This window comes from Fodinicurvata halophila (assembly GCF_042651425.1).
In the GTDB taxonomy this organism is placed as follows: Bacteria; Pseudomonadota; Alphaproteobacteria; order Kiloniellales; family DSM-21159; genus Fodinicurvata; species Fodinicurvata halophila.
This window is the reverse complement of the sequence record NZ_JBHSCW010000003.1, coordinates 1-24,841: the sequence shown is the minus strand read 5'-3', so window position 1 is coordinate 24,841 and position 24,841 is coordinate 1. Positions and strand designations below refer to the sequence as shown.

Here is a 24,841-nt window from a genome sequence, read left to right as displayed (position 1 = left end):
CCTTTGCCGCCGAGTTTCGGCCGATTTTTGCTCCATCCAGGCACACTTTACCCTCGACCATCTCGGGTTTCCTCCGTTCACGCCGTCGCCGGTGATGATTGTCGCAAGTCGTCGATCAACCGCAGAATGCTCTCGGACAGATCGCGGGGCACGGTGACCTTCGCCATCTGGAAGGTGACGTACCGACCATGGGCGAGGACCTTGGCTCCGATCTTGACCAGCTTCTCGCGGATCGTGGTCAGCGACCAGTGCTTCACCTTCTTTGGCAACGCCAGGGCGTGAAGTTGGAACCACACCTCGTAGTTGTGGAACTTGCGGCAGGACAGCCAGGTCCACTTGACGGCGTTCTTGCTCTCCTGGATCCACGGCTCCGCCGTGCCCCGATGATTATAGAAGGCCGTCATCCGCTCGGCCGAACGCCGGAGGTTGGTTGATCAATTCCAAGCCGAGTGTGGCTGTAAATGTGCACGATAAAGGCGGTGTCGGATCCCGCTATATGTCGCCTATGATGTCATTCCTCAGAGCTTATCGAGTCATTAGGCGGAATGCCTATCAATGGACAATCTTGACCATGTCAACAGGAAGCTGGAGCCATTCAACAGTACAGACGTTGGTGTGACTGACCACTTGAAGAGCCGAAGCGGCTTCTCACTGCCGCAGCTCGTTACGCAGGCTTGGCGCACCCTTCGTAGAGAAAGGTCATTGGCTTCGGTCCCTTCATATAGCCGGTGTCGATCTGTGCCATGGCAAAACCATTGTCTTCGATCAGCGTGCGGATCGGCCGATTTAGATGGCAGCCGCCGGCGATGCTCTTCCAGGTCGGCGTCAGCCGGTCTTGCCATTTACGCACACTTTCCTCGGGCGCCCGACCATGTTCAACGAACAGGAGCTGACCGCCCGGGCGGAGTACACGGCGCATCTCATGCATCGCCTTAACTACCTGCGGGATCGTGCATAAGGTCCAGGTGATCACGACGGTATCGATGCTGGAGTCGTCAAGCGGGATCTCCTCGGCGGAGCCTTCTGTGAAGGTCACGGGCAGCGACGAGTCTGCCGCTTCGTTCCGGGCCATCGCAACCAGCCGCGGTACGGGCTCGAGCCCGATCACCTCTCGCACCTGTGGCGAATAGAACGGCAGGTTGAGGCACGAGCCGACGCCGACTTCCAGTACCCGGCCCTCGGCCGCGCCGACCACGCGCTCGCGGTACGGCTGCAGTTGGCGGTTGCGCATTATGAGGTGCTGCAGATGCGGTAGAATCCGGTTCTGGTAGAAGCTCATGCGATCGCTCCTTTGGTTGCTCAGCGATGAGGCACGCTCCGGCAATCGTCAGCCTGAACGGTGCAAGTGTTGTCAGTCGCTCAAGAGGTATTTCACAGCACCTCAGCCCCGAGTCCCAGAAGCGCGAGGACAAGGAACCAGAACCGATTGCCTGGCCACATTATCCAGCCGTGCATGCGGGTCACTCCGTGTTCGCGGTGGCAGTTGGGGTTTGGACGGTCTCGGCAAGGCGCAGCAGCTCCTCCATGACCTGCTGCCGCTGATCGCCCTTCAGTGGAGAGACATCGAGAACCTCGAGGAACCATTGGCCGATGGTCGCAAGCCAGACGACAGCTGCGCGCGGGAATTGCTGGCCAAGCTCCACCAAGCCTGCCACGTCCCGCTGCTGGTGCTCGCGTACAGGCGCAAGAAGCTGGAGATCGTTGGCGACCACCGCGAGCAATGCCGCCGACACGTTGCGGGTATTTGCGTCCTCGGCGAAGGTGGCCTGTATATACGCTTTGAGTTTGTCGGCCGCGGTGTCTCCCTCCTCGCGCTGGGCGGCCTGCGTCGCCGCGAAACGCTCGCACAGCCGCGCTACCATGCCCTCAAGGAGGGCTTCCTTCGTGGGAAAGCTGTAAAGCAGCCCACCCTTGCTGACCCCGGCGCGCTCGGCCACGGCATCGAAGGTGAGCCTGGTCGCGCCCATCTCCAGGACCACAGCCTCGGCTGCATCCAGGAGAGCATCGCGCGAAATGCTGGAGCGTCGGCCCATAGGTTTCGGTCCTTTCTGATTTCAGACCGTCTGGACGGTATTTAATGGAATGTGAGGTCCTCTGTCAAGACTGGGAAGACCTCGGACGTCTGCTGGCCTGCCGGGCGTCGTTTCCGCTGAACGGATTGCGGCCACCATGTGGTAGCATCATCAATACTGCGCGGAAGTGGCGATAGGTCGCACTAAATTGATTGCTATGGCCTTGCCGTACAAAGACATGTCTGCAATAGTATTTTCACGATGAAGCATTGGTCGCCTCGGCAGTTTGTTGCGCTTTTTCTTGGGGTCTTCCTAGCCCTAGGGGTGAGCCTGTCTGCCGTTCAGGCTGGCGAAATGACCGTCCAGATGACGATGGCGTCTCTTGATTCTGGGGTATCCGGCCAGGGTGATTGTGACGGCTGTGGCGGTAGCGAGGACGAGAGCATAGACGCTGTGACCTGCTCGCCCGTGCTGACCTGCTGCGGCGTGCCAGCGCTGTTGCCGGACACGAGCGGCCTCGCCGTAACTCAGACCCTTAAGCAGGTCATCCCGATGCCCGGCGTAGTGCGCGATTTGACCGCACCGCCCGATCCCTACCCTCCCAAATCCTCCATTCTTAGCTGACGTGCGGGCAGGCGCGATTTAAGCGCCGTTTCAACACGTCGACGCATCGTCACGGGTCGATGACCGGGCGATGCCCAACGGAAATTGACGAGACTCGTGGTCTCGCCGAGACATTCCGTTACCTAGGGATTCGCAAGGGATCAGAGCGTGGACTCGAATGCGAAGCATGCATTCACGTTGTCCCTTTCACGAACCCCAAGGCAATCCTCCAAGCAAAGGAGATTTACTGATGCGTAACTCGATCAAAGCACTTGCCGTCACCTCTGCCGTCATCGCGAGCCTGGCAGCCGCACCGGCACTTTATGCCGAAGGCTCCAAGGAGTCTGGATCCAGCGGTCGGATGATGGGCCAAGGCGGCATGATGAACCAAGGCGGTATGATGGGCATGATGGGCCAGATGAGCGAGATGATGGAGAACTGCAACAAGATGATGCAGTCCATGAACCGCGATGGTTCCGGACAGCCCAATGAGCAAGGGCGGGAGGACGCGCCCGGAACGAACGGCTGAGTTGGTGCCGGCCCGTCCATCCGGCAGGAGGGCGGGCCGGCTCCTCCCACACTACGACCGAACCCGGACGATGAGCAGGTCATGATTTTGTCGCTTGAGGGAGTCTGAACATGATACGCTTCCTGATCCCTTTCCTTTCGACACTTGCAGTCCTCGTCACGACGGTACAGGCGCAGGTCGAGGGTGATCCGAAACGGGGCGCCGCGCAGTACCGCGCCTGCATCGCCTGCCATTCGCTGGAGCCTGGGACGCACCTAACCGGTCCGAGCCTGGCGGAGCTGTGGGGTCAACCGGCCGGGGAGGCAGCGGGCTTCATCCGCTATTCCGAGGGACTGGGTACAGCAGATTTCACATGGGACAAAGCCACACTCGACGCATGGCTCGCCGACCCACAGTCTATGATCCCCGACACCTACATGATCTTCCGCGGCATCGCAGACGACCAGGCCCGCGCCGACCTCATCGCCTTCCTCGAAATCGCCATGGCGCCCGGCGGTGCAAAGGCGGTCCTCGATCGTGGCCTGGTGCCAGCCGAGTACGTGCGCGGGCAGAAACCAGACTCGCTGAAGACGCCGCCGCCGCGCGCGCAGGTGACAAAGATCCGGCATTGCCGTGACAGCTACTTTGTCACGACTGCCGATGGCACTGAGACGCCGTACTGGGAGATGAACCTCAGGCTCAAGCTCGATACGCGTGAGACCGGGCCCGAACCCGGCAAGCCGGTGATCGTTGCCTCCGGGATGATGGGGGACCGCGCTTCGGTGGTCTTTGCGCGCCTGGACGAACTAATGCGCTTCATCGCGGAGGAGTGCTGATGCGCCCCGATCTTGCGCACGATACTTTCGAAAGGAACTGCCCATGCGTCGACTGATCCTTGTCCTGCTCCTGCTGCCCCTCGGTTTCGCGCATGCGGGCGAGGACGCAAAAACAGCCTCCCTCTACAAGAACCCACAGTGCAGCTGCTGCGAGGCCTATGCCGACTATCTGCGTGCCAATGGCTTCGCCGTCACCGTCAAGCCGACCCACAACCTGTCGCTGATTAAACGGCAGCACGGCGTGCCAGAGAAGTTCGCAGGGTGTCACACCATGCTTATCGACGGCTATGTCGTCGAAGGTCACGTACCCCTGAAATCGCTCAACCGCCTTCTTACGGAGCGGCCTGATATCAAGGGCATCTCCCTGCCGGGCATGCCGATGGGCTCGCCGGGCATGAGCGGAGCGAAGAGCGAGCCGTTTACGATCTACGAACTGGGCGAGGGACAGCCCAGAATCTACGCAGTGGAATAAGGATCCGCGAATGATGGACGGCATAATGAATTGCGATGGTGGAATGATGATGTGGGGTATGGGCTTGTTCTGGTTGCTCATCCTCATTGTCATGCTGCTCACGGCAGCGGCCCTTGTGAAGTACCTCTTTTTCAACAATCGCCGGAGAAAAGGAAGAGAGGGTGACTGAGCCGTCGCTTAAAGCCGAATCGCCAAATCGATTGCGCAAAAGTTTATGCGCGGCGTTTTTGGTCGCAGTGACTCACTTCCTGGCGCTCCCAGTCGCGCTCGGTTGGGGGATTACGCAGAATCCGCGCGAGATCTCCTTGGCGTCAATTGGCAAGCCCGTGTCCGTTTCCTGGCCTGACATCCTAGGTGATTCTTATACGCGGACCGGCACCGTCGTGTCGGTGGATGCGCGTCCATATTTCGTCAGCGAGGAACGTGTCCAATGATGGGTCTGGAACGACGCCACCTCAGATTGCTCATTGGCGTCGCAATCGGACTCGCGATCACATTCGTGATCGTCGGGCTGGTCGGGCCCTTCGGTTACGACGATTCCTCCAAACGCCATACGAACAGCGGGGCCAACCAGGAAACGGCCACAGCAGCAACGACCGGCGCGGAAGGAGAAACCGCCGTCATGTCCCTGCATGACACGCCGCAAACGGTGCCAGAGATCCGATTCAAGAATGACGATGGCCGGCTGTTAAGCCTCGCCGATTTCCGAGGCAAGGTGGTACTGCTCAACATCTGGGCCACCTGGTGCGGACCGTGCCGCGAAGAGATGCCGACGCTTGACCGGCTGCAGGCCGAGCTTGGCGGGCCGGATTTCCAGGTTGTGGCGCTGTCGATCGACCGGGCCGGCCTCGGGGTCGTGAGCGAGTTCTATGACGAGATCAGAATTGCCCACCTGCACAAATATATCGACGAAAGTGGCCAAGCATCTCAGCAGCTTAACGCCGTCGGCCTGCCGACCACGCTTTTGCTCGATCGCGAGGGCCGTGAGATCGCGCGTCATGTTGGCCCGGCAGAGTGGGACACGCCTGAGATGGTCGCATTTATCCAACGACAACTCGGCCGTCAGTCCGGGGCGCTATGGCCCGAGCCTGCGGGCAAAGGAACGCACGCAGGAGCAAGTGATCCGGCCATGCCGTCGGTGCCATACCGCAACCTTCGTGTCGTGCGCCTCCCGGCCCGCGAGCACACCACCTCGTCCGCAATCACCAAAGGACATTCTTCATGGCTACGCCTCGATCTCCTGAAACAGCCAAGACGTCTCTCACGCAGGAGCTAATCTATGCCGTGCACTACTATCTCAGCGACCGCCGTGGCCTGGTCCTCCTCGCCGGGCTGGCGATCATGACCGGCCTGGCATTGAACTGGAGCTGGGTGGCGGCGGCTGGCCTCGCGCCAATCCTGATCAGCGTGTTGCCCTGCCTCGCCATGTGCGCCCTTGGATTGTGCATGAAGCGGGCGGATGGCAAATCATGCTCGAATGCCGCGAAAGCCTCTGACCCGGCGGCGGTCGACGGCGCGACGCCGACCGCGCAGTCAATTGCGCTCGAGGATCCGCCTGCGGCTCCCAAGCCGGCAATTAGCGGTGATGCCTCTCTTACCAACCCCGAACTGGAACCCTCCAAGGAAAGGAGAGCCACCGATGCGTAACTCGATTAAAGCGCTTGCCGTACCCTCTGCGATCATCGCGGGCCTGGCAGCCGCGCCCACGCTCTACGCCCATGCCTCTAAGGAGTCGGGCATCTCGATGATAGGCTCTACAGCGATGGATATCTCGGCGACCTGCTGAACCTGATCGTCAAGCCGGACGGGACGGTCGCCATCTCCGTACTCGCCCCTGGGTCTGGACATCCGCACGGCTTTTGCTTTTGGAGATCGGACAGTAATGAAGGTGAGTTTCACGATCGTTTTGGCGCTCCTGGTTATGCTGGCCGGCTCAGTGTCGCTGACGCAGCAGGCCCATGCGCACTCCCCGGAAAACCTCGGATCCATGATGGGCGACAAGGAAAAATTCTTTGAACCGGTTGACAAGGAAGTGCTTGGCTTCGCGCTTCACACCGCGGACGGGGAGACAGTTCGCCTTGACAACCTGCGCGGCAGGGTGGTGGTGCTACATTTCATCTATGCCAGTTGTCCCGATGTCTGCCCACTGCACGCCGAGAAGATCACCGAGATTCAGCAGATGGTGAACCAGACGCCTATGAAGGCGCAGGTGCAGTTCGTCACCATCACCCCGATCCCATGAACGACACCGCCGATGTGCTGCGCGACTACGGCCCGGCGCATGGGCTCGACTCTGTCAACTGGACGTTCCTGTCGACCACGCCGGACCAGTCGGAGGATGCGACTCGCCAGCTCGCTCAAGCCTATGGCCACAAGTTCCAGAAAACCGAGGACGGTTACCAGACACATAGTGTGGTCACGCATGTCATCGACAGGGACGGCCGTTGGCGAGGTAACTTCCACGGCCTGCGCTTCGGGCCAACCAATCTGGTCATGTTCATCAACGCCCTGGTCAACGACATCGCCACACCGCACGACCACGGCGAGCAAACCTGGTGGGAAAGGGTGAAGGAACTGTTCTGACGGATGACGAGCCTTAGGTACCCACGAGGCACGGATGAAGCTGTGATAGTGCTCAGACCAGGAAGAGTGCATTAGGAGACGATGCTGGAAATTTCGAATATCGGCCTGCTGACGGCATTCGCCGCCGGCACCATCTCATTCCTGTCGCCCTGTGTTCTGCCGCTCGTGCCCGGCTACGTGTCCTACGTCGCGGGTCGGGCCGTTGCCGACGACACGAACGTTGGTACGATGGCATTGCGTCTGCCGGCTGTGGGACTGAGCGTCTGCTTTGTGCTCGGCTTCTCCACGGTTTTCGTATTGCTGGGCGCGAGCGCGACCATGCTCGGTCAGCTTCTCCTTACCTACCGCTACGAGCTTAATCTCGTTGGTGGTGCGATCGTCATTCTCTTCGGCTTGTTTCTGCTCGGCCTGATGCGCCCAAATTGGCTCATGCGGGAGTTCCGCTTCCACACGGCACTCCCGGGCGGACGACCGGTCTCGGCTTATGTGCTCGGCCTCGCCTTCGCTTTCGGTTGGACCCCTTGCATCGGACCGATCCTCGGCGCCATCCTCACCGTCAGCGCAACCTCCGTGACCTTGACGGGCGGCATCGCACTGCTCGCCGTCTATTCCCTCGGGCTCGGAGTACCGTTCCTATTGACGGCGCTGTTCACAGATAGACTGATGGCGCGGCTTAAGACGATCGGGCGCATCGGCCGGCTGCTCCAACTCGGGGCCGGCGCGATTCTGATCCTCATGGGTATCGCCATAATGACAGGCCAACTCTCCGCCTTCTCCTACTGGCTGCTTGATACCTTCCCTGCCCTGGGAAACATCGGATAGGAGCAGCAGTATGAGGTGGTCGGTAGAATACGATGTATGGTGCCACGCAAACCGGCAAGAGTCCGACGTGACAGTAACCAACCGTCACCCGTCCCACTACCGTGCACATCGGGAAAAGTGCCGGCTTGAATCGGGGACCTGGATCCCATGAGCGATCTCTGGGCGTGGACGACTTTGGCGGGGCTCGGGGCCTTTCACGGGCTCAATCCGGCCATGGGGTGGTTATTTGCAGTGGGGTTGGGCCTGCAACGCAAAAGCCGCTCGGCTATACTGGCATCGTTGCTGCCGATCGCCATTGGTCATGCGCTGTCGATTGCCGCCGTCGTCCTCGCTCTGGCGCTCCTGAGTGCGCTCATCAACCTCACGATGCTCCAGCTTACAGCGGGCATCGGGCTTATCGTCTTCGGGTTTTATCGTCTCGTCGCACGGCACAAGGGACAGGTCGGCATGGAAGCCGGCTTCCGGGATCTTCTGGTCTGGTCGTTCCTGATGGCGACGGGGCACGGCGCCGGGGCGATGCTGATCCCCGTGCTCCTGGAATTGCCGATGTCTCAGGGCCATGCCAGTCACGCACAGCACGGCATGATGCCCGGGAAGGGCGACTCCGTCGCGACCGGCCTGGTGGCTGTTACTCTTCATACATTGGCAATGCTGATTGTCGCCGGCGTGATTGCTCTCGTGGTCTACGAGTGGGTCGGTCTCGCTTTCCTGCGACGTGGTTGGATCAATGTTGACCTCGTCTGGGCACTGGCACTGATTGTAACGGGCATCGGCACGCTGTTTCTTGCGATCAGTTGACCATCGCCACAACGCTTCGATCTGGCGCGTGTGAGAGGCGCCTCGAGCGGTGGGGCGGAGGCAACACTAGACCGAGGGTCGCATTCGATACGCTGAACAAGGGGCCGGCGCCGGCAGCTCGTGCCCCGGCTATCGCTGCAGTCCCGCCTCCACCGACAGGCCGGCGGCGCGCCATTCGGTCAAGCCGTCTTCCAGACGCCACACGGTGTATCCGCGCGCCTGAAGAGCGGCCACAGCCTCATAGGATAGGACGCAGTAGGGCCCGTGGCAGTAGGCGATGATCTCCTCGTTCACATCGATCTCCGCTGGACAAGCTTCAAGCGCATGCGATGCGGCGCTGATGGCGCCCGTACGATGAAAGCGCATCCCCAATACCAAGACATTCTGCGCACCTCTTGACCTTCCTACGATTGGAAATCCCACATTTACTGGCGTGCCTTGAACCCCGACTTATTCAGGAGGTGAGCTATGCCATCAACCAATGCTCAACGTGGTAATGCCAACCGCTGGGAGGACTGGACGAACTTGATTCTCGGCGTCTAGCTTTTCATCTCTCCTTGGGCACTCATGTTCACAGCAGTGACGGCGGCGGCGTGGGACGCGTAGATTTTTGGTGTCGTTCTTGTTGTGGTCGCAGGTGCAGACGTGGGAGGAATGGACCAATCTCATCGTCGGTGCCTGGCTGGTTGTCGCACCCTGGTGCTTGGTTTCAGCGGCGCGATCGCAGCGATGTGGAACGCCGTGATCGTCGGCATCTTTGTCCTCTGCGTGGCCAGATGGGTCGTATAAATCCTCTCAGCCGGTGCTGCCCAATCCAGCCAAAGTCGTTGACCTTGCGTGGATTCCCACTGCGTGCGCTCCCGGGCCAGCGAGCTGCACGGGGGCGCGCGGTCTTTGTGACCGGAAACCCTCTTAAGAAGAAGGCTTCGTTCTGAGTGCAAAGATCGATCGCCTGACGGAAAGTGGAAGCGTAACTAATGGCTGAAACTACGCTGAACTAGCTCGTCCCGATCGCATGAACCTCAATCATTCCAGGGTTCGTCACGGCAGGCGTCATCGTTGCTGATGTGATTGCACATCCTCAGCGGATGAAGATTATGAACATGGTTTGGCCGGTTACCAGCCTCTACTTTCCGCTGATCGGACTGTGGTTCTACTACGCTATGGGACGTCCCATGGCCGCCACCAGCATCGACCAGGCGATGCCGTTACCGGCCTCGCTCTTCCCCTCATACCGCATGTAGGTGACCATCGCGGCGTATATTGCGCCATCTCCGAGTGCCACGAGATTGCCGAGCATGTGACCACCTTCCAGTGGCTTGGCGAGCACGATGCCGATCATGGCGATGGCGAAGATCACTATATAGCTTTTCCGCGCTGTTTCGCCGAGAAAAAGCGCGGAAAAGATGAAGACGAAGAAGGGTGCGATGCTCCAGAAGATCACGGCGTTGGCAATGGGAACCAGCGTCATGGCGTAGTTGAAAACGCTGATCTGCGCAGCAATCAGAGCACCTATGATAATTGTATCCTTCAGATTGCCCCAGGGGAAACGCAATGACTGCCCGGTCGCCAAAGGCATGACGGCCATCAGAAAGGCCGCAGCACAGGCGAGGGCGTAGAAATTGAGCGTCTGGATCGGGATCAGCCCATCCGTAAGCTTCACGAAGACACCAATGGTGGCCTCGGACAGCGTGATGAGCAAAAGCAGGAGAAGCGTCTTCATTCCTGGCTCCCCTGCGGCGCTGGCCGCGTCACGTCAATGGCCTCGGCCCCCGATTCATCCAGGCAGACGCTTTCCACCTGCAGGGTGACGAAGAAGAAGCCGAAGCGTTGCTTCAGCATCCCATGCGCCTCTTTCAGAATCGCCTGGCTATCCGCGCCCTCCGCGACCCGCAAATGGCCGGAGAAGACATAGCGGCCACTGGTCAGGGCCCAGGCATGCACGTGATGCACGTCCTTCACGCCGTCCAGCGCATCGAGCGCGTCCGAGACCTCCGACAGGCTGATGTCCGCCGGCGTGCCCTCCATCAGCAGATGGGCGGAATCCCGCAGAATGCCCCAGCTCGCCCAGAGCAGCACGAAGCCGAAGGCCATGCCCAGGATCGGATCGATCAGCAGGAAGCCGGTGAAGTGGATCACCAGCGCGGTGACGATGATCAGCAGGCTGCCGATAAAGGTCTGGATGATGTGCCAGAGCGCGCCCTTCACGTTCAGATCGCTTTGGCTTTGCTTCCAGATGAGTGCCAGCGAGATCACCTCGGTCAGGATGCCGCCGGCCGCCGCCAGCAGCATTGGCGTGGGCGGCAGCTCGATTGGCTGGGACAGCCGCATGGCACCCATGACGATGACCACCAGCGCCATTGCCAGGAGGAACCCGCCATTGATCAGCGCCCCCAGGATCTCGGCCCGGTACCAGCCGAAACTGCGGTCCTCGTCCGCCGGTCGCCGTGCCAGCCGCGCCGCCACGATCGCCACCAGCACGCCGCCCACGGCCGAGAAGGTGTGGAAGGCATCGGAGATCACGGCGATCGAGCCGGTCCAGAGTCCGATGCCCATCTCGATGAAGAAATAGATGCCCGTCAGCCAGGCGGAGATCGCCATTCCGCGTCCGCTCGAGGGCATGTGACCGGCATGCCCGCTGTGTCCCTGATGTTGAGCCATCGCAAAGCTCCTTTGCTGCATTCCAGGCCTTAGGAGAAGTAGGCGCCCTTGATCTGGGGCTCGACAAAGGCGCCCAACCTGCCTTCAGAGACCCCAAGCCCGAATTCTCCGGGCTGGGGGGTAAGTGGTGAAGAACGCTTTTCAGCTTCAGTCAGAAAACAAACTTCGTTCCGACCACGAAGTATAGCGCATCGCGTCCTTCACCTTCCTCTCGGGCAAGATCGCCGGTTTCCCCGAATTTCCGCTCGTAGTGCATCCCGATGTAGGGCGAGAGCATTCTGTCCACGAGATCGTAGCTCAGGCGCGCCCCCGCTTCGACTTTCGGTCCCCAGGCTCCGAAACCGGCCCTGCGATCATCCACAAAGGGCAGATCGACTTCGAGACTGGGAGTCAGGGTAATCCGATTTGTGATCAAGGCCTCATATTCTGCCTCAAAACGTGCGAAAGGTTTGTCGGAGATAAAAAGGTTGGCATCTACTTCAAACCACTGACGCGTCAAACCCTTGACGCCCAGAACACCATGGACCCGATTAGGTCCGCCTTCGGGGGTGCTCAGCCGAACACCGCCAGCCGCATCGAAGAAGGGGGAAATGGGAACCTGCAAACGCGCTTGATTTTCCAGGGTTTCAAAAGCTTTTTCATCAAGCCCGTACTCGCCCTCGCTGCGCCAGATGAACTTGCGTTCGTCGGAACCAGCGAAAGAATCGAAGTCCCAAGCGAAGACATCCTCATTCTTGCCGAAACGATATTCGAACTGCTCTCCCTGAAATCCCCATTGCAGGGGCTCAGCCATGGCCGGGACACTGCCCATTGTGGTTGCCAGGACAACAGCTCCAAAGAATTGCTTGAGTCTCGCCATATCAGCCACCCCCCTGAGTTGAGAGCCGGCCTATCTGCTCTTCCGGGCCGACTTCGACCACGACTTTGCGGAACATCCCGGCTTCGGCGTGATAAGACAGGTGACAGTGGAAAGCCCATTCACCCGGCGCATCGACCTCGGTTTCCATGTAGACAGTGGTCGCTGGGTTGACATTCACGACATGCTTGATGGGATCCCATTTGCTGCTATCCGTATCCAGAATGGACCACATGCCATGCAGGTGCATGGGATGGGCCATCATCGTTTCATTCACGAACTTGAAACGAACCCGCTCTCCGTACTGCAGCCGTATAGGATCCGCGTCTTCGTATTTGACTCCGTCAATCGACCAGACATACCGCTCCATGTTGCCTGTCAGACGGATTTCGATCTCCCGCGTCGGCTCCCGATCTTCATAGAGCGGTTTTTGCGCTTTCAGGTCACTGTAGGACAGGAACTTGCCGTCGTTGTACGCACTGGGTAGCAACCCGCTGCCGGGCGCATAGAAGGGATCTTCCTGATCGGCCTGCGTGTCTCCATGTGCGGAATGGTCCATTTCGGCCTCTTCGCCTGAACCATGCTCCATACCTTCATGGGAATCGCCCTTCATCTCCGTGCCATCAGGCACGACGTGACGATCGCTCTCACCTTCTTCCTCCATCATGTCACCATGACCGCCGTGATCCATCATCATGTCGGCCATGGTCAAAAGAGGCGGGTCCCGCAGGTCCGGAAGAGGGTTCTTCATCCCTTCACGCGGTGCCAGGGTGCCACGGGCCATTGCCGTACGCCCCATAGACTCAGCCAGAAGCGAATAGGGCTCTTCATCCTTAGGCTGTACGATCACATCGTAAGTTTCGGCGACCGCCATGCGAAACTCGTCCACAGTCACGGGCTGCACATTGTTCCCGTCGGCTTGGACAACCGTCATTTCCAGACCGGGAATACGCACATCAAAATAGCTCATGGCCGATGAATTAATGAAGCGCAGGCGGACACGTTCTCCCGGTTCAAACAAACCAGTCCAATTCTGTTCCGGTCCTTTGCCATTGATCAGCGGTGTATAACCCTGCACATCCTCGATGTCCGTGGGCATCATCCGCATGTCGCCCCATGCTTCCCGATCGGCAAGGGTTTCGCCCAAGCCCTTCTGACCGACGTCAGAGAGGAAATCCATCAGGGTCCGTTGTTGCCGGTTGTAGTAGTCCGGCGACATCTTGAGATTGCGCATGATGCGAGAACCCTGGTGCGGATGCGTATCCGTCAACTGCACCACATACTCCCTGTCATAACGAAAGGGTTCCCGATTCTCAGGCTCAATGATTATGGCGCCATAGGCTCCATCCGGCTCCTGAAAGCCGCTATGGCTATGAAACCAGTAGGTGCCGCTTTGCACGATCGGGAAATTATAGGTGAAGGTTTCTCCGGGCGCGATGCCGTCATAACTGATTCCGGGTACACCGTCCTGATCGAATGGCAGGATCAGACCATGCCAGTGGATTGAAGTCTCTTCGGAGAGGTTGTTCGTCACGTTGATCGTAACCTCCTCTCCTTCCTTGAACCGAAGAACCGGTCCCGGACTCTTCCCGTTGTAACCAATGCCGCTGCGTGTGAAATCACCGGTGTCGATATCGACCGGATCGACCGTCAGGTCGTATGTTTCGGCCAGAGCGCCGCCCGCAAGCAGCATGGCCAAGGCGCTTCCGAGCAGACTCGCCCGGACCATGGAAAATCTTTCCATCACAGTTCTTCCTTTGCGGATAAAAAGGTCGCAGCAGGCTGAGCGCCCTGTCGACGGACCACCCCAGCCTGCTTTCAGGACAGTTCAGTTGGTCAGTTCAAATTCACCGACCATGCCCGAGGCATAGTGCCCCGGCACATTGCAACCGAACTCCAGAGTGACCTCTCTATCCTCGGGGAAGGTCCAAACGACTTCTCCGCTGTCTCCCGGCTCAAGCAGAACGCTATTGGGATCGTCGTGCATACCGTGCCCCATGCTGTCTTGCATTTCCTTGGCGGCTTCCATATCGAGCCTGTCAGCCGTCAGAACACCATGTTCCATCATCATCATCATTTCTTCCTGATGGTCAGCATGCATTTCCGGTGTTCCGATATTGAACTCATGGACGAGTTCGCCCTCGTTGCGGACATTGAAGCGAACCGTTTCCCCGGCCTCCACGCTGAAGCTCTCGGGCTCGAAGTAGTTGTCGCCCATGACGACCTCTATCGTACGGGATACTGCGGAAGCCTCGCCTTGCTTGCCATGCGGGCCATCATGCCCACCGCTGTGAGAACCAGCAGCCAAGGCATTACCGGACAGCAGAGTCACGGACAGCAATATAGCTGCGAAAGACTTAGGGTAGATTATCTTGAACATTTTCAACCTCGTTCTTGAAAACAAATCACAAGCCCTCGCGAATGCAGGCTTGAAAGCATTCGCGGGTGAATTTTGTAAGTGATTCTAGATTTCAGGAACGCGGCGGCGGGGTATCCACCTCCAGGGCCCGGCTGGCCCATAGCGTATCGTCGCCGGGTCTGAGGGTGAGTAATGTAAAAGGGGAAGGCAAAGTAGCTTCGCTATTCTGGCTAACCTGAAAGCTAATGCAGTGCCCGACTAACGTCAAACAACTGACGTAACCCTCATCATGCGGCGTGTGTTCTTGATCATGTGACGGCGCTTTGCTCATGGCGTCATGGGTGTGAGCCTCCGCGAAAACATCAGAGTCGCTTCCTGACGACGCATTAGCGAAAGCGCCTGTCAGTCCAAAAGACAGCACCAGCAGGAAAATCAATATATAGCGGAATAGCAGTGAAAGCATTTGATGCACTAGACCATCCTTCAGAACCAATATCAAGCTTTATCCAAGTGTCAGTATCGATTGCACACTTGTGTGACCACCGTAGATAAGAATACCTCGTGTCGTCGCCCTTGCTATTCGGCTACTGCTTTCTATCACCAGAGCCCGGAGAGGATTTCCAGTCTAAGTCGCCGACTGGTCAACCACCTCCCTCAACTCGTGCCTAAAGGCGCGAGCACGCCATGCATAGACGCACCAACTGAGAAAAACCGCGCCAAGCGGTGAGCTTGGCGCGGTCGAGGATGAGGGAATCACTGAATGAGCTCCGGAGCCGAAAAACCCCGGATGGGATTGGATCAGCGGCCGCTGTAACGGACGCGCCGTTCCATAGCGACAAAATCGTCTTGGTTGGAGGCAACCCGTTCACGCCTCTTCTGCGTGCTCAGGACAGCCGCTTGGTTGATTTCGGCATTACCGCTATAGCCTTCTAGGCTGGGATTGCCGGCCTGCCGGCTGGCATAACCATCTTCAAGCGTATCGAAAGAAGGGCTGGTCTCGGCGGTCTGGAAAGTAGTCCCATGATGGGCTACATAGCCGCCGGCATAGCCCTCGTTGCTAGGCGTGGGCTGCGCCAGGTGAGCCAGGGCTGGCATGGCCAGGGTCGTGGTCAGGGCAAAACCGATGATAGGTAGGTATGTCTTGAACATTTTCAACCTCGTTCATGAAAACAGATCATAAGCCCCGCGAATGCAGGCTTGAAAGCATTCGCGGATGAATTTTGTAAGTGATGCTTGATTTCAGGAACGCGGCGGGGGGGTATCTACCTCCAAGGCCCGGCTGGCCCAAAGCGCATCGTCGCCGGGTCTGAGGATAAGTAACGTAAAATTGATTGGTGGAATGGCTTCGCTATTCTGGACAAACTGAAAACTAGTGCAGTTTCCGACGACGGCCAAACAACTGTCGTACCCTCCGTCATGCGGCGTGTGTCCTTGGTTATGTGCTGGCGCTTTGCTCGCGACGTCGTGGGTGTGAGCCCCCGTGAAAACATCAAGGTCATTTCCTGACGACGCATTGGCGAAAGCACCTGGCAGCCCAAAAGACAGCGCCAGAAGGCAAACCATGATATAGCGACATACTAGCCGTAGCATGGATATTACATAATTATCCCGTTAACTGAGGTCAAGTTTTAGAGTGACAGTATCGATAGCACATAGCGTGGCCACTATAGGTAATATTAAAAGGTTCATCGCGTTTTAGCGGGGAAAGCGGCTTTGATTTTGAGGAAGAAGTAATCTGTGTCGCGGTATCCGTAGGCCATGCGTTTGATGACCTTGATCTTGTTGTTGATGCCTTCGAGGACGCTGGTATTGAGCCTGTAGCGGGCGCTGGCGATGATGCCGGCAAGGTAGGGTTTCAGGCGGTTGGCGAAATTCTGCAGTGGCTTGATTCCACTCTCCATGGCCAGCTTGTACCAGCTTTTCCAGCGCCGGCGGGCCTCGGCCGGGCTGGGGGCGTACCAGAGCTCCTTGAGCTGGTCCTTGAGCAGGTAGACGGTCATCAGCGGCTGGTTGGCCGCGAGCAACTCTTCCAGCTTGAGGGCCTGATCGTGCTTGAGGTTCGCTCTGTTCCTCAGGAGCAGCCAGCGGCTGCGTTTGATGACCTGGCGCGCCGGCTTGTCATGGCGCAGCTGGTTGGCCTGGTCGACACGCACGCGATCGATGACCTCACGGCCGAACTTGGCGACGACGTGAAAGAGGTCATAGACAATGCGGGCCTTGGGGCAGTGCTTCCGGGTTTCCTTGTCCAGGGCCGTATTCATGTCCATCGCCACGGCCTCGATGCGGGCACAAGCTTCGGGCCCCAGCCAGTCGAAGAAGGGGCGCACCGCCTCCCGGCTGCGGCCCTCGCCCACCCAGAGCACCTGCCGGCTGTCGGCATCGATGACCACCGTTGCATAGCGGTGCCCCTTGAACAGGGCGAACTCGTCCATGATCAGGCGCCGCAGGCGGCTGCGCTCCGGGGCGCGGACCTCGCGCTGCAAGCGCCTGTGATCGATGGTCTTGACGGTATGCCAATGCAGCGCGAGCAACTGGGCCACATGCTGAACCGGCAGCAGGCGCACCAGGCTCTCCACCCAGCAGACCATGCGCAAGGTCAGGCGCTGGCGCCCGGCCAGCCAGGAGATCGCCTCCTGCCGGAGACCGCAACTCTGACAGCGCACCCGGCGCACCGGAATCTCGAGCCAGACCCGCTGGTCCAGAAGATCCCGCTCGCGCACCCGTCTCACCGTCGTGTCGTGCACGCCCCGACAGTCCTGCCCGCACACACGGCAGCGGGGCAACCGGAAGGAATCAGGCCTCAGGCGGATCAGCAGGCACTGCGGCCCAACAACGTTGTAGGAGGAAACTTCAAAACCTTCCCAGAACAGGGCCAGGGGATTAGCATGCTCCATGACGACGGCTCGGTTGGCTGTTTTTCCGTTTTGGCGAACCGAAAAACTATACAAAACCAGCCGTCGTCACCTAACACTCCACGCTGTTCCGCGATGAACTAAAATTTTCTCACTGCGGCGCCATTGTCTAATGCAAATTGGCGGCCCAATATGTAAACTTCAGCGAGTTTAAAATATATGTGCAGGGGCAGTTGTTTACGGTTTTTTGCAAATAGTAAACGCCTTTTCGCTCACTACGTCAGCCTAACCGAGCAACCAACGGACAGTTTACGAATCGATACCATATACAATGCCAGTGACCGGCTCGTTCTTCCACTGCCTGTCGACCCTTGCCCCCTACAACGCTGGAAAGCTCAGACATGTCGCTCCTGAAATCCGATCCGATCTACAAGCCCTTCCGCTATCCCTGGGCCTATGACGCCTGGCTGACCCAGCAGCGCATCCACTGGCTGCCGGAGGAGGTGCCGCTGGCCGACGACGTGAAGGACTGGCAGCGCAACCTGACGCCGGGCGAGCGCAATCTGCTCACCCAGATCTTCCGCTTCTTCACGCAATCGGATGTGGAAGTGAACAACTGCTACATGCGACATTACTCGCGCGTCTTCCAGCCGACGGAAGTGCAAATGATGCTGGCGGCCTTCTCCAACATGGAGACAATCCACATCGCCGCCTACAGCCACCTGCTGGACACCATCGGCATGCCCGAGACGGAATACAGCGCTTTCCTCCACTACAAGGAAATGCGCGACAAGTACGACTACATGCAGCATTTCGGGGTGGAGACCAACCGCGACATCGCACTGACCCTGGCTGTGTTCGGCGGCTTCACGGAAGGCCTGCAGCTCTTCGCCAGCTTCGCGATCCTGCTCAACTTCCCGCGCTTCAACAAGATGAAGGGCATGGGCCAGATCGTCTCCTGGTCGGTGCGCGACGAATCCCTGCACACGGCATCCATCATCCGGCTGTTCCGCACCTTCGTGGAAGAGAACCCTGAGGTCTGGGAGGAGGACTTGGAGCGGGAACTCTACCGCGCCTGCGAGACCATCGTGACCCACGAGGACGCCTTCATCGACTTGGCTTTCGAGCTTGAAGGGGTGGAGGGCCTGACGGCCGACGAGGTGAAGCGCTATATCCGCTACATCGCCGACCGCCGCCTGTCCCAGCTGGGCCTGCAGCCGATCTATCGCATCGAGCAGAATCCCCTGCCCTGGCTGGATGCCATGCTGAACGGCATGGAGCACACCAACTTCTTCGAGAACCGCGCCACAGAGTATTCCAAGGCCGCCACGCGCGGCACCTGGGAGGAAGCCTTCGAGTGAATCCCCCGTTACCTCAGGAGGAACTCACCCGACAGGGCTCACTCGAAGCGCAGTCGCCTGAGCCGTAGCGCATTGGCAATGACCGAGGCCGAGGACAAAGCCATGGCCGCGGCAGCGAAGATCGGGCTGAGCAGCAGCCCGAAGACGGGATAGAGCACGCCCGCCGCGATCGGCACGCCAAGCGAATTGTAGACGAAGGCGAAGAACAGGTTCTGCCGGATGTTGCGCATGGTCGCCAGCGACAACTGGCGGGCACGCACGATCCCGTTCAGGTCGCCTTTGACCAGTGTCACACCGGCGCTTTCCATGGCCACGTCGGTGCCGCTGCCCATGGCAATGCCCACGTCCGCCATGGCCAGCGCCGGCGCGTCATTGACGCCATCGCCCGCCATGGCCACGACACGCCCCTCGCGGCGCAGGCGGGCGACGACTTCGCTCTTCTGCTCCGGCAGGACTTCCGCCTCGACTTCGTCGATGTTCAGTTGCTGGGCTACGGCCCGGGCGGTCCTCTCGTTGTCGCCGGTCAGCATGACTATACGCAGGCCGGCGGTGCGCAGGGTTCGGATGGCCTCTTCCGTGGTCTGCTTGATTGGATCCGCAATCGCCAGCAAGCCAAGGAGCCTCCCGTCGCCCGCCAGATAGACGACCGTTGCACCATCCGCACGCAATGCATCGGCCCGCGGCTCCACCTCATCCAGGGAAACCGCTTCATCCTCCATCAGATAGCGGTTGCCGAGCGCGATGCGTCGCCCGCCGACCTCACCGACAATACCCCGTCCCGAAGGTGCATCAACTGCTGTCGGCGCTTTAGTAGCGAGTCCCCTCTCCTCGGCAGCCTGCAGGATCGCCAGCGCCAGGGGATGCTCGCTGGAGCGCTCCAGCCCCGCGGCCAGGGCCAGGATATCGTCCTCCGGAACCTCGCCCAATGCCTCGACCTGTGTCACCCGCGGCCGCCCCTCGGTCAGGGTGCCTGTCTTGTCCACGACCAGCGTATCCACCTTCTCGAAACGTTCCAGGGCCTCTGCGTCGCGAATCAGAACACCAGCACCTGCCCCGTGTCCGACGCCGACCATGATGGACATCGGCGTGGCCAGCCCCAGGGCACAGGGACAGGCGATGATCAGGACGCTGACCGCTGCGATCAGGCCATAGGACAGCGCCGGACTCGGACCCAGCAGGAGCCAGGCGCCGAAGGCCACCACCGCCACCGCGATCACTGTGGGCACGAACCAGGCCGCAACCTTGTCGGCAAGGCGCTGGATCGGTGCCTGGCTGCGCTGTGCCTCGGCCACCATCTGTACTATGCGCGAGAGCAGGGTATCTCGCCCGACCCTTTCCGCTTCCATCACCAGGGCACCACTGCGGTTGAGGGTCCCCCCGACCAGAGCATCGCCCGCTTCCTTCCGCACCGGCTGCGACTCGCCGGTCACCATGGATTCGTCGAGTGTCGCACTGCCCTCGATGATGCGACCGTCCACCGGGACCTTTTCGCCGGGGCGGACACGCAGGTGATCGCCGACCTGGATGTCGTCCAGGTCAACCTCTTCCTCCTGTCCGTCCCGGATTCGCCGGGCGGTTTTCGGCGCCAGCCCAAGCAGAGCCTTGAGCGCACCCGAGGTGCGCTCCCTTGCCTTCAGCTCCAGCACCTGCCCCAGCAGCACCAGGGTCACGATCACGGCGGCTGCTTCGAAGTAGACGGCGACCAGGCCGTGTTCATTGCGGAGGGCTTCTGGAAAGATACTGGGCAGGGCAGCGGCAACCATGGAATAGGTCCAGGCCACACCCGTCCCCATGGCGATCAAGGTGAACATGTTCAGGCTGCGCACCTTAACTGACTGCCATCCGCGTACGAAGAAAGGCCAACCGGCCCAAAGCACCACCGGAGTCGCAAGGACGGCCTGGGTCCAGACCGAGAGCACGGGGGGCAGAAGCTCCAGTCCGAGCAGATGCCCTCCCATTTCCAGGACTGCCACCGGCAGGCTGAGAGCCAGAGCTATCCAGAACCGACGTGTCATGTCGATGAGTTCCGGGTTGGGTTCATCGTCCAGGCTGACCGTCTCGGGCTCCAACGCCATGCCGCAAATCGGACAATTGCCTGGCCCTTCCTGCCGGATCTCGGGATGCATGGGACAGGTGTAGATCGTCCCCTGTGGAACAGCCTTCTCGCGCGCCCGCGACGTGTCGGATTCAAGGTAATCGTCGGGCGCGGCGCTGAACTTGTCCCGGCAACCGGTCGAGCAGAAATAGTAGCTCTGCCCCTCGTAGTCGCTCGAAGCCGCAGCCGTCTCGGGTGAGACGTACATGCCGCAGACAGGATCACGAAAGTCGTTTTCGGGAATCGATTTGTCGCTGTTGCGACAGAAATTCTGATGGCAATGTACGGTTTCCATCGATTCGCTGTCGCTTCTGTGACTGTGAGTGTCGGTCATGGCTTCATGCTTTCTAGAGCTGTGTGACGCGGGCCCCAAACGAGCGAGGCCCGGCCTAGAGACCACCGAGCTCAAGGCCCAGGCGTCAGGAATAATTCACAGACCTGCATATGCGGCTTCCACCAACTGGAAGGTCAAGGGCATAGCCAAGAAAAAGCAGGTGCTTATGCAGCCAGAAAAAGATGTCTATCTGCGACACACATGACGCTTTGAGGAAAAAAAGTTCGGCAAGGGGGTTGCAAATATCACCGGAAATAATCTATGTCTTAATACCGACGCACATATCCTTAAAGCGACCAGGTTAAGTACAGCTTGGCTGAAAAGTTCGCTTTCAGAGCCGGAGGGCTCGATCAGGAATCTGTTAAATAGGTTTTTACTTGCTTAAGTAGAAATTGAGCGCCGATTTACTATTTATAATTGGCGATGATTCCGGTTTTACGAAAAATTCACTGAGAGACTCACGGAAACGTGGGTTGAAGAAGTGCGGCCGTAATCGAGACGCACAAGACCGAGGGAGCAACCATGCATAACGAACACTACAAACACGAGTATACAGAGGAATTTGCTTCGCGCTGGGATGACCTGATCGGATGGGAAGGTCGCCAGGAAGGTGAAGCAGGTTTCTTTGAATCGCTTCTTGAAAAATATAACTGTCAGCGCGTGGCCGACATTGCCACCGGCACCGGCTATCACGCAGTGACACTGGCGCTGAACACCGACCTCGACGTTGTTGCCACGGACGGTTCTGCCAACATGATCGAGCAGACCAAGCGCAACGCGAAGCATCACAAGGCGGATCTCGAAGACATCGCCGTGGTCGACTGGCGTGATCTCGCCGACCACTATGGTGAGGAATCCTTCGATGCCCTGCTCTGTCTGGGCAATGCCTTCACGCACATGTTCGAGCATGAAGCCCGCCTGGAAGCGCTAACCGCCATGTACAAGGCGCTGCGTCCCGGCGGCATCCTCGTGCTGGACCATCGCAACTACGATCGCATTCTGGACGAAGGCTTCTCCAGCAAGCACCAGCACTACTACACGGGTGACAACGTGGATGCGCGGCCGGTGGAGATTTCGCCGCAGGTGGTCCGCTTCGAGTACACCTATCCGGACAAGAGCAAGTACCACCTCAACATGTTCCCGCTGCGGCACGACTACGTCGTGAAAACCATGAAGGAAGCGGGCTTCAAGAATGTTGAGAGCTACGGCGACTTCACGAAGCCCTACAAGACAAACGAAGTCGACTTCATTCAGCAGATCGCCATCAAGGGCAAGTAAGACACCTTAAACAACGCGTCTTACACCCTGCAAACGGAGGTATTCATGGATACCGATATTGGTAAGATCGTCCGCGAGACCAAAGCCTATTATGACGGCGCAGCGGATGAAATCTACCGCGACATCTGGGGCGAGAACATTCACATCGGCTATTTCAGCAGCCCCGATGAAAGCCTGATCGACGCAATGGTCCGCTCGAACGAGCAGATGGCCGACCGCGTCACTCTTGGCCCCAACGACCGCGTGCTCGATGTGGGCTGCGGCTATGGTGCGCTGGCGCGCTTCCTGGCCCGCCGCTTCAGCTGCGAAGTTCTGGCCACGAACATTTCCGACCGAGAGCTTGCCCATGGGCGCGAATTGACTGCCAAGGAAGGCCTCGACGAGCTCGTATCCTTTGAATGGGCCGATTTCCACGACCTGCAGTACGAGGACAACAGCTTCGACAGCTACTGGTCCCAGGAGGCTTTCCTGCACGCGGTCGACAAGGAGCGTGTGGTCGAGGAAGCCTATCGGGTGCTCAAGCCCGGCGGAACGCTGGTCTTCACCGACCTCCTTGTCCGCAAGGGGACGCCGCAGGAAGACCGTGAGAAGATCTACGACCGCGTCAAGTCACCCGACATGTGGGACACCGAGGACTACATGGGTGCCCTGAAGAAAGCCGGATTCTCACTGGCCCACCATGCAGACTGGTCCGAGAACGTGGCCCCGACCTATAATTGGGTGCGCACTCAGCTTGAGAACCGTCGCAAGGAGTTCGAGCGCCGTATCGGCAAGCAGGTCGTCGACAAGACATCCGACGCCCTGAAGTTCTGGGTCGATTCCGGAAATGCGAACAAGATCGGTTGGGAATTCTTCCTGGCGACCAAACCGCATTGAGCCTGACCCAACGCGTTTCGTCCGGGTCGTTGGCTTCTATCCTGCGGCCCGGACGATTTTTTTCATCGCGGACCATCGCGATAGACATATAGAGCAATCACAGAAAGGGGATCCCCGATGCCCAAGGAATATATCTTTTCGTCTGAATCCGTCGGAGCCGGCCATCCGGACAAGATGGCCGACAACATTTCCGACGCCGTGCTGGACGCCATCCTGAAGCAGGACCCGGCCGCCCGTGTCGCCTGCGAAACGCTTGTGAACACTGGCCTCTGCATTCTTTCAGGCGAGATCACCGCGAACGCAACGGTGGACTACACCCAGGTTGCGCGCGATACCATCCTCGATATCGGATATGACCGCAGCGAGCTGGGCTACGACGGCAACACCTGCGGCGTCCTGCTGTCCATCGACAAGCAGAGCCCGGACATTGCCCAGGGCGTGGACGAGGGTACCGGCCTGGATCGCAGTCAGGGTGCCGGCGACCAGGGCATGATGTTCGGCTATGCCTGCCGCGAGAGCGACGAGCTGATGCCGCTGCCCATCCTTCTGTCGCACAAGCTGACCGAGCGTCAGAGCATCGTGCGCAAGGAAGGCAAGATCAGCTGGTTGCGCCCGGACGTGAAGTCCCAGGTCTCCGTGGCCTACGAGAACGACAAGCCGAAGCACATCGACACTGTCGTGCTGTCCACGCAGCATGATCCCGATGTCGAGTACAAGGACCTCGAGGAAGCCACCATCGAGGAAATCATCAAGCCGGCCCTGCCGAAGCATCTGATCAGCGATAAGACCCGCTATCTGGTCAACCCGACCGGTCGTTTCGTGATCGGTGGCCCGGTTGGCGACTGCGGCCTGACCGGCCGCAAGATCATCGTCGACACCTATGGCGGCATGGGCCGTCACGGCGGCGGTGCCTTCTCCGGCAAGGACTCCACCAAGGTGGACCGTTCGGCCGCCTATGCGGCCCGCTATGTTGCCAAGAACATCGTGGCCGCCGGTCTGGCGGACAAGTGCGAGGTCCAGATCGCCTACGCCATCGGCGTGGCCGATCCGATCTCCATCCACGTGAGCACCTTCGGCACCGGCCGCATCGAGGAGCCGCAGATCGAGAACCTGATCCGCGAGCACTTCGACCTGCGTCCGAAGGCCATTGTCGAGGATCTGGACCTGCGTCGTCCGATCTTCCGCAAGACGGCTTCCAACGGCCACTTCGGCCGCAACGATCCGGATTTCACCTGGGAGCGCACCGACAAGGCGGAGGCCCTGGCCAACGACGCTGGCCTGATGGCCGCCGAGTAACTCTGATGGCGGCCGATTGAGTTCGGCCGCTTCATCAGCGCAACCGGGAATTCGGATCAAACAAAGGATCAATAGACCAATATGAGTACCGTAAAGAAAGAAGCGAACTTCGACGACTACAAGGTTAAGGACATTGGTTTGGCGGACTGGGGCCGTCTTGAGCTTGAGATAGCTGAGACGGAGATGCCGGGTCTGATGGCGACGCGCGAGGAGTATGCTTCGTCGCAGCCGCTGAAGGG

The 24,841-nt window shown here is 59.3% G+C and carries 28 protein-coding genes and 1 pseudogene; 16 read left to right on the top strand and 13 right to left on the bottom strand.

Translation table 11 applies throughout. From position 1 onward, the window contains the following. Window positions 1–77: 77 nt before the first annotated feature. The 3 genes and pseudogenes from ACFOW6_RS04910 to ACFOW6_RS04900 all read right to left on the bottom strand — a co-directional run. Window positions 78–431 (bottom strand): annotated as a pseudogene (locus ACFOW6_RS04910) (transposase); the annotation flags it as partial. Between the two features lie 233 nt (window positions 432–664). Continuing rightward, window positions 665–1,279 carry a class I SAM-dependent methyltransferase gene (locus ACFOW6_RS04905; RefSeq protein ID WP_382421225.1) on the bottom strand — a complete coding sequence of 205 codons (615 nt, stop codon included), beginning with the start codon at window positions 1,277–1,279 and terminating at the stop codon, window positions 665–667. A 181-nt stretch (window positions 1,280–1,460) separates the two neighbouring features. After that, complete coding sequence (locus tag ACFOW6_RS04900; protein WP_382421224.1) at window positions 1,461–2,033, bottom strand: TetR/AcrR family transcriptional regulator; 573 nt, start codon at window positions 2,031–2,033, stop codon at window positions 1,461–1,463. Window positions 2,034–2,865: 832 nt separating this feature from the next. Between ACFOW6_RS04900 and ACFOW6_RS04895 the strand changes: the two genes are divergently transcribed. The 11 genes from ACFOW6_RS04895 to ACFOW6_RS04845 all read left to right on the top strand — a co-directional run bounded on the left by ACFOW6_RS04895 (window position 2,866) and on the right by ACFOW6_RS04845 (window position 8,634). Beyond that, window positions 2,866–3,144, top strand: coding sequence for a hypothetical protein (locus tag ACFOW6_RS04895; protein ID WP_382421223.1), 279 nt, complete (start codon window positions 2,866–2,868; stop codon window positions 3,142–3,144). Between the two features lie 110 nt (window positions 3,145–3,254). Beyond that, window positions 3,255–3,959 carry a c-type cytochrome gene (locus ACFOW6_RS04890; protein WP_382421222.1) on the top strand — a complete coding sequence of 235 codons (705 nt, stop codon included), beginning with the start codon at window positions 3,255–3,257 and terminating at the stop codon, window positions 3,957–3,959. Between the two features lie 43 nt (window positions 3,960–4,002). Then, on the top strand, window positions 4,003–4,431 hold the full coding sequence (locus ACFOW6_RS04885) for a DUF411 domain-containing protein (RefSeq protein WP_382421221.1): 429 nt from the start codon (window positions 4,003–4,005) through the stop codon (window positions 4,429–4,431). A 10-nt stretch (window positions 4,432–4,441) separates the two neighbouring features. Beyond that, window positions 4,442–4,600, top strand: coding sequence for a hypothetical protein (locus ACFOW6_RS04880; RefSeq protein ID WP_382421220.1), 159 nt, complete (start codon window positions 4,442–4,444; stop codon window positions 4,598–4,600). Window positions 4,601–4,861: 261 nt separating this feature from the next. Continuing rightward, on the top strand, window positions 4,862–5,707 hold the full coding sequence (locus ACFOW6_RS04875) for a TlpA family protein disulfide reductase (protein WP_382421219.1): 846 nt from the start codon (window positions 4,862–4,864) through the stop codon (window positions 5,705–5,707). 8 nt (window positions 5,708–5,715) lie between these two features. After that, entirely contained in the window at window positions 5,716–6,078 is a 363-nt protein-coding gene (locus tag ACFOW6_RS04870; RefSeq protein ID WP_382421218.1) for a hypothetical protein, read from the top strand. Then, window positions 6,071–6,217 (top strand): hypothetical protein, encoded by a 147-nt coding sequence (locus ACFOW6_RS04865; RefSeq protein ID WP_382421217.1) that lies wholly within the window; start codon window positions 6,071–6,073, stop codon window positions 6,215–6,217. Before ACFOW6_RS04870 ends, ACFOW6_RS04865 begins: the two co-directional genes overlap by 8 nt. A 96-nt stretch (window positions 6,218–6,313) precedes the next feature. Further along, window positions 6,314–6,673, top strand: coding sequence for an SCO family protein (locus ACFOW6_RS04860; protein WP_382421216.1), 360 nt, complete (start codon window positions 6,314–6,316; stop codon window positions 6,671–6,673). After that, complete coding sequence (locus tag ACFOW6_RS04855; RefSeq protein ID WP_382421215.1) at window positions 6,670–7,014, top strand: SCO family protein; 345 nt, start codon at window positions 6,670–6,672, stop codon at window positions 7,012–7,014. Before ACFOW6_RS04860 ends, ACFOW6_RS04855 begins: the two co-directional genes overlap by 4 nt. Before the next feature lie 81 nt (window positions 7,015–7,095). Then, on the top strand, window positions 7,096–7,836 hold the full coding sequence (locus tag ACFOW6_RS04850) for a cytochrome c biogenesis CcdA family protein (protein WP_382421214.1): 741 nt from the start codon (window positions 7,096–7,098) through the stop codon (window positions 7,834–7,836). 147 nt (window positions 7,837–7,983) lie between these two features. Further along, window positions 7,984–8,634, top strand: coding sequence for a hypothetical protein (locus ACFOW6_RS04845; protein ID WP_382421213.1), 651 nt, complete (start codon window positions 7,984–7,986; stop codon window positions 8,632–8,634). 129 nt (window positions 8,635–8,763) lie between these two features. Here ACFOW6_RS04845 and ACFOW6_RS04840 read toward each other — a convergent pair whose 3' ends face one another. The 9 genes from ACFOW6_RS04840 to ACFOW6_RS04795 all read right to left on the bottom strand — a co-directional run bounded on the left by ACFOW6_RS04840 (window position 8,764) and on the right by ACFOW6_RS04795 (window position 17,404). Continuing rightward, window positions 8,764–9,057, bottom strand: coding sequence for a rhodanese-like domain-containing protein (locus tag ACFOW6_RS04840; RefSeq protein ID WP_382421212.1), 294 nt, complete (start codon window positions 9,055–9,057; stop codon window positions 8,764–8,766). 733 nt (window positions 9,058–9,790) lie between these two features. Continuing rightward, window positions 9,791–10,357, bottom strand: coding sequence for an EamA family transporter (locus ACFOW6_RS04830; protein ID WP_382421211.1), 567 nt, complete (start codon window positions 10,355–10,357; stop codon window positions 9,791–9,793). Beyond that, the gene (locus tag ACFOW6_RS04825; RefSeq protein ID WP_382421210.1) at window positions 10,354–11,295 is read right to left on the bottom strand and encodes a cation diffusion facilitator family transporter; all 942 of its coding nucleotides are present in this window, start codon (window positions 11,293–11,295) and stop codon (window positions 10,354–10,356) included. The genes ACFOW6_RS04830 and ACFOW6_RS04825 overlap by 4 nt, the downstream gene beginning before the upstream one ends. A gap of 151 nt (window positions 11,296–11,446) precedes the next feature. Continuing rightward, window positions 11,447–12,154, bottom strand: a complete 708-nt coding sequence (locus tag ACFOW6_RS04820; RefSeq protein ID WP_382421209.1) for a copper resistance protein B — start codon at window positions 12,152–12,154, stop codon at window positions 11,447–11,449. 1 nt (window position 12,155) lies between these two features. Next, window positions 12,156–13,895: a copper resistance system multicopper oxidase gene (locus ACFOW6_RS04815; RefSeq protein ID WP_382421208.1), complete on the bottom strand. Its 1,740-nt coding sequence runs from the start codon at window positions 13,893–13,895 to the stop codon at window positions 12,156–12,158. Between the two features lie 84 nt (window positions 13,896–13,979). Continuing rightward, entirely contained in the window at window positions 13,980–14,531 is a 552-nt protein-coding gene (locus ACFOW6_RS04810; RefSeq protein WP_382421207.1) for a cupredoxin domain-containing protein, read from the bottom strand. A gap of 91 nt (window positions 14,532–14,622) precedes the next feature. After that, window positions 14,623–15,009, bottom strand: coding sequence for a hypothetical protein (locus ACFOW6_RS04805; protein ID WP_382421206.1), 387 nt, complete (start codon window positions 15,007–15,009; stop codon window positions 14,623–14,625). A 299-nt stretch (window positions 15,010–15,308) separates the two neighbouring features. Next, a complete protein-coding gene (locus ACFOW6_RS04800; RefSeq protein WP_382421205.1) occupies window positions 15,309–15,659 on the bottom strand; it encodes a hypothetical protein in 351 nt (116 codons plus the stop codon). 536 nt (window positions 15,660–16,195) lie between these two features. Beyond that, window positions 16,196–17,404: an ISL3 family transposase gene (locus ACFOW6_RS04795; protein WP_382421204.1), complete on the bottom strand. Its 1,209-nt coding sequence runs from the start codon at window positions 17,402–17,404 to the stop codon at window positions 16,196–16,198. Window positions 17,405–17,763: 359 nt separating this feature from the next. Here ACFOW6_RS04795 and ACFOW6_RS04790 point away from each other — a divergent pair, with 359 nt between their 5' ends. Further along, the gene (locus ACFOW6_RS04790; protein ID WP_382421203.1) at window positions 17,764–18,723 is read left to right on the top strand and encodes a ribonucleotide-diphosphate reductase subunit beta; all 960 of its coding nucleotides are present in this window, start codon (window positions 17,764–17,766) and stop codon (window positions 18,721–18,723) included. A 38-nt stretch (window positions 18,724–18,761) separates the two neighbouring features. Here the strand turns inward: ACFOW6_RS04790 and ACFOW6_RS04785 are convergent, their stop codons facing one another. Beyond that, window positions 18,762–21,152: a heavy metal translocating P-type ATPase gene (locus ACFOW6_RS04785; RefSeq protein ID WP_382421202.1), complete on the bottom strand. Its 2,391-nt coding sequence runs from the start codon at window positions 21,150–21,152 to the stop codon at window positions 18,762–18,764. A 522-nt stretch (window positions 21,153–21,674) separates the two neighbouring features. On the opposite strand from ACFOW6_RS04785, the gene ACFOW6_RS04780 reads away from it, so the two are divergent. The 4 genes from ACFOW6_RS04780 to ACFOW6_RS04765 all read left to right on the top strand — a co-directional run. Beyond that, window positions 21,675–22,430, top strand: a complete 756-nt coding sequence (locus tag ACFOW6_RS04780) for a class I SAM-dependent methyltransferase (protein WP_382421201.1) — start codon at window positions 21,675–21,677, stop codon at window positions 22,428–22,430. 45 nt (window positions 22,431–22,475) lie between these two features. Then, on the top strand, window positions 22,476–23,306 hold the full coding sequence (locus ACFOW6_RS04775) for a methyltransferase domain-containing protein (RefSeq protein ID WP_382421200.1): 831 nt from the start codon (window positions 22,476–22,478) through the stop codon (window positions 23,304–23,306). A 117-nt stretch (window positions 23,307–23,423) separates the two neighbouring features. Next, window positions 23,424–24,602, top strand: a complete 1,179-nt coding sequence (metK, locus tag ACFOW6_RS04770; RefSeq protein WP_382421199.1) for a methionine adenosyltransferase — start codon at window positions 23,424–23,426, stop codon at window positions 24,600–24,602. 81 nt (window positions 24,603–24,683) lie between these two features. Next, window positions 24,684–24,841, top strand: a 158-nt coding sequence (locus tag ACFOW6_RS04765; RefSeq protein WP_382422088.1) for an adenosylhomocysteinase, incomplete at its 3' end; no start/stop codon positions are given.

Bases quoted from the DNA above. Each gene is read 5' to 3' on its own strand.
- ACFOW6_RS04905 (WP_382421225.1), bottom strand. From the start codon at position 1,279: ATGAGCTTCTACCAGAACCGGATTCTACCGCATCTGCAGCACCTCATA.
- ACFOW6_RS04850 (WP_382421214.1), top strand. From the start codon at position 7,096: ATGCTGGAAATTTCGAATATCGGCCTGCTGACGGCATTCGCCGCCGGC.
- ACFOW6_RS04780 (WP_382421201.1), top strand. From the start codon at position 21,675: ATGCATAACGAACACTACAAACACGAGTATACAGAGGAATTTGCTTCG.
- ACFOW6_RS04900 (WP_382421224.1), bottom strand. From the start codon at position 2,033: ATGGGCCGACGCTCCAGCATTTCGCGCGATGCTCTCCTGGATGCAGCC.
- ACFOW6_RS04815 (WP_382421208.1), bottom strand. From the start codon at position 13,895: ATGGAAAGATTTTCCATGGTCCGGGCGAGTCTGCTCGGAAGCGCCTTG.
- ACFOW6_RS04845 (WP_382421213.1), top strand. From the start codon at position 7,984: ATGAGCGATCTCTGGGCGTGGACGACTTTGGCGGGGCTCGGGGCCTTT.
- ACFOW6_RS04880 (WP_382421220.1), top strand. From the start codon at position 4,442: ATGATGGACGGCATAATGAATTGCGATGGTGGAATGATGATGTGGGGT.
- ACFOW6_RS04825 (WP_382421210.1), bottom strand. From the start codon at position 11,295: ATGGCTCAACATCAGGGACACAGCGGGCATGCCGGTCACATGCCCTCG.
- ACFOW6_RS04830 (WP_382421211.1), bottom strand. From the start codon at position 10,357: ATGAAGACGCTTCTCCTGCTTTTGCTCATCACGCTGTCCGAGGCCACC.
- ACFOW6_RS04855 (WP_382421215.1), top strand. From the start codon at position 6,670: ATGAACGACACCGCCGATGTGCTGCGCGACTACGGCCCGGCGCATGGG.
- ACFOW6_RS04810 (WP_382421207.1), bottom strand. From the start codon at position 14,531: ATGTTCAAGATAATCTACCCTAAGTCTTTCGCAGCTATATTGCTGTCC.
- ACFOW6_RS04895 (WP_382421223.1), top strand. From the start codon at position 2,866: ATGCGTAACTCGATCAAAGCACTTGCCGTCACCTCTGCCGTCATCGCG.
- ACFOW6_RS04790 (WP_382421203.1), top strand. From the start codon at position 17,764: ATGTCGCTCCTGAAATCCGATCCGATCTACAAGCCCTTCCGCTATCCC.
- ACFOW6_RS04875 (WP_382421219.1), top strand. From the start codon at position 4,862: ATGATGGGTCTGGAACGACGCCACCTCAGATTGCTCATTGGCGTCGCA.
- ACFOW6_RS04890 (WP_382421222.1), top strand. From the start codon at position 3,255: ATGATACGCTTCCTGATCCCTTTCCTTTCGACACTTGCAGTCCTCGTC.
- ACFOW6_RS04860 (WP_382421216.1), top strand. From the start codon at position 6,314: ATGAAGGTGAGTTTCACGATCGTTTTGGCGCTCCTGGTTATGCTGGCC.
- ACFOW6_RS04820 (WP_382421209.1), bottom strand. From the start codon at position 12,154: ATGGCGAGACTCAAGCAATTCTTTGGAGCTGTTGTCCTGGCAACCACA.
- ACFOW6_RS04800 (WP_382421205.1), bottom strand. From the start codon at position 15,659: ATGTTCAAGACATACCTACCTATCATCGGTTTTGCCCTGACCACGACC.
- ACFOW6_RS04865 (WP_382421217.1), top strand. From the start codon at position 6,071: ATGCGTAACTCGATTAAAGCGCTTGCCGTACCCTCTGCGATCATCGCG.
- ACFOW6_RS04795 (WP_382421204.1), bottom strand. From the start codon at position 17,404: ATGGAGCATGCTAATCCCCTGGCCCTGTTCTGGGAAGGTTTTGAAGTT.
- ACFOW6_RS04885 (WP_382421221.1), top strand. From the start codon at position 4,003: ATGCGTCGACTGATCCTTGTCCTGCTCCTGCTGCCCCTCGGTTTCGCG.
- ACFOW6_RS04785 (WP_382421202.1), bottom strand. From the start codon at position 21,152: ATGACCGACACTCACAGTCACAGAAGCGACAGCGAATCGATGGAAACC.
- metK (WP_382421199.1), top strand. From the start codon at position 23,424: ATGCCCAAGGAATATATCTTTTCGTCTGAATCCGTCGGAGCCGGCCAT.
- ACFOW6_RS04775 (WP_382421200.1), top strand. From the start codon at position 22,476: ATGGATACCGATATTGGTAAGATCGTCCGCGAGACCAAAGCCTATTAT.